The following is a 2,939-nucleotide window of genomic DNA, read 5'->3' on the forward strand; positions in this document are numbered from 1 at the left end:
CATATTATATGGTTAAGTCCTCGATCTATTAGTATTCGTCAGCTCCACATGTCACCATGCTTCCACCTCGAACCTATCAACCTGATCATCTTTCAGGGATCTTACTAGCTTACGCTATGGGAAATCTCATCTTGAGGGGGGCTTCATGCTTAGATGCTTTCAGCACTTATCCCTTCCGCACATAGCTACCCAGCTATGCCCTTGGCAGAACAACTGGTACACCAGCGGTGCGTCCATCCCGGTCCTCTCGTACTAAGGACAGCTCCTCTCAAATTTCCTACGCCCACGACGGATAGGGACCGAACTGTCTCACGACGTTCTGAACCCAGCTCGCGTACCGCTTTAATGGGCGAACAGCCCAACCCTTGGGACCGACTACAGCCCCAGGATGCGATGAGCCGACATCGAGGTGCCAAACCTCCCCGTCGATGTGGACTCTTGGGGGAGATAAGCCTGTTATCCCCGGGGTAGCTTTTATCCGTTGAGCGATGGCCCTTCCATGCGGAACCACCGGATCACTAAGCCCGACTTTCGTCCCTGCTCGACTTGTAGGTCTCGCAGTCAAGCTCCCTTATGCCTTTGCACTCTACGAATGATTTCCAACCATTCTGAGGGAACCTTTGGGCGCCTCCGTTACACTTTAGGAGGCGACCGCCCCAGTCAAACTGCCCACCTGACACTGTCTCCCGGGTCGATAAGACCCGTAGGTTAGAATTTCAATACAGTCAGGGCGGTATCCCACCAGCGCCTCCACCGAAGCTAGCGCTCCGGTTTCAATGGCTCCCGCCTATCCTGTACAAACTGTACCAAAATTCAATATCAGGCTACAGTAAAGCTCCACGGGGTCTTTCCGTCCTGTCGCGGGTAACCTGCATCTTCACAGGTACTATAATTTCACCGAGTCTCTGGTTGAGACAGTGCCCAAATCGTTACACCTTTCGTGCGGGTCGGAACTTACCCGACAAGGAATTTCGCTACCTTAGGACCGTTATAGTTACGGCCGCCGTTTACTGGGGCTTCAGTTCAGAGCTTCGCTTACGCTAACCCCTCTCCTTAACCTTCCAGCACCGGGCAGGTGTCACCCCCTATACTTCGCCTTACGGCTTCGCAGAGAGCTGTGTTTTTGCTAAACAGTCGCTTGGGCCTATTCACTGCGGCTTTCCGTTAAGAAAGCACCCCTTCTCCCGAAGTTACGGGGTCATTTTGCCGAGTTCCTTAACCAGAGTTCTCTCGCACACCTTAGGATTCTCTCCTCGCCTACCTGTGTCGGTTTGCGGTACAGGCACCTTTTATCTCGCTAGAAGCTTTTCTTGGCAGCGGGGAATCAAAGACTTCGCTCCATAAGGAGCTTCCCCATCACAGCTCAGCCTTCACGATAAGCGGATTTGCCTACTTATCAGCCTAACTGCTTGGACGTGCACAACCAATCGCACGCTTCTTCTATCCTTCTGCGTCCCTCCATTGCTCAAACGATAAAGAGGTGGTACAGGAATATCAACCTGTTGTCCATCGCCTACGCCTGTCGGCCTCGGCTTAGGTCCTGACTAACCCTGAGCGGACGAGCCTTCCTCAGGAAACCTTAGGCATTCGGTGGACGGGATTCTCACCCGTCTTTCGCTACTCATACCGGCATTCTCACTTCTAAGCGCTCCACCAGTCCTTCCGGTCTGACTTCACTGCACTTAGAACGCTCCCCTACCACTGATACCATTGGTATCAATTCGCAGCTTCGGTGGTGTATTTAGCCCCGGTACATTTTCGGCGCAGAGTCACTCGACTAGTGAGCTATTACGCACTCTTTAAATGGTGGCTGCTTCTAAGCCAACATCCTAGTTGTCTAAGCAACTCCACATCCTTTTCCACTTAATACACACTTTGGGACCTTAGCTGGCGATCTGGGCTGTTTCCCTCTTGACTACGGATCTTATCACTCGCAGTCTGACTCCTAAGGATAAGTCATTGGCATTCGGAGTTTGACTGAATTCGGTAATCCGATGAGGACCCCTAGTTCAATCAGTGCTCTACCTCCAAGACTCTTACACTTAAGGCTAGCCCTAAAGCTATTTCGGGGAGAACCAGCTATCTCCAGGTTCGATTGGAATTTCTCCGCTACCCACACCTCATCCCCGCACTTTTCAACGTGCGTGGGTTCGGGCCTCCATTCAGTGTTACCTGAACTTCACCCTGGACATGGGTAGATCACCTGGTTTCGGGTCTACGACCACGTACTAAACGCCCTATTCAGACTCGCTTTCGCTGCGGCTCCGCCTCTTCAGCTTAACCTTGCACGGGATCGTAACTCGCCGGTTCATTCTACAAAAGGCACGCCATCACCCATTAACGGGCTCTGACTATTTGTAGGCACACGGTTTCAGGATCTCTTTCACTCCCCTTCCGGGGTGCTTTTCACCTTTCCCTCACGGTACTGGTTCACTATCGATCACTAGGGAGTATTTAGCCTTGGGAGATGGTCCTCCCAGATTCCGACGGAATTTCACGTGTTCCGCCGTACTCAGGATACATTCAAGAGAGAACGAAGTTTCGACTACGGGGTTGTTACCCTCTACGACGGACCTTTCCAGGTCGCTTCGTCTACCTCGTTCCTTTGTAACTCCGTATAGAATGTCCTACAACCCCAAGAGGCAAGCCTCTTGGTTTGGGCTATGTTCCGTTTCGCTCGCCGCTACTCAGGAAATCGCATTTGCTTTCTCTTCCTCCAGGTACTTAGATGTTTCAGTTCCCTGGGTCTGTCTTCCATACCCTATGTATTCAGGTAAGGATACCATACCATTACGTATAGTGGGTTTCCCCATTCGGAAATCTTCGGATCAAAGCTTACTTACAGCTCCCCGAAGCATATCGGCGTTAGTCCCGTCCTTCATCGACTCCTAGTGTCAAGGCATCCACCGTGCGCCCTTTCTAACTTAACCAAACTAAAA

1 rRNA gene is annotated in these 2,939 nt (G+C 51.6%); it reads right to left on the minus strand.

What is annotated here, in order from left to right:
- Positions 1-8: 8 nt before the first annotated feature.
- Positions 9-2,930, minus strand: a 23S ribosomal RNA gene (locus ACTJJY_RS31650).
- Positions 2,931-2,939 lie beyond the last annotated feature (9 nt).

It is taken from the genome of Bacillus sp. 22475 (genome assembly GCF_052044835.1).
In the GTDB taxonomy this organism is placed as follows: domain Bacteria; phylum Bacillota; class Bacilli; order Bacillales; family Bacillaceae_G; genus Bacillus_A; species Bacillus_A cereus.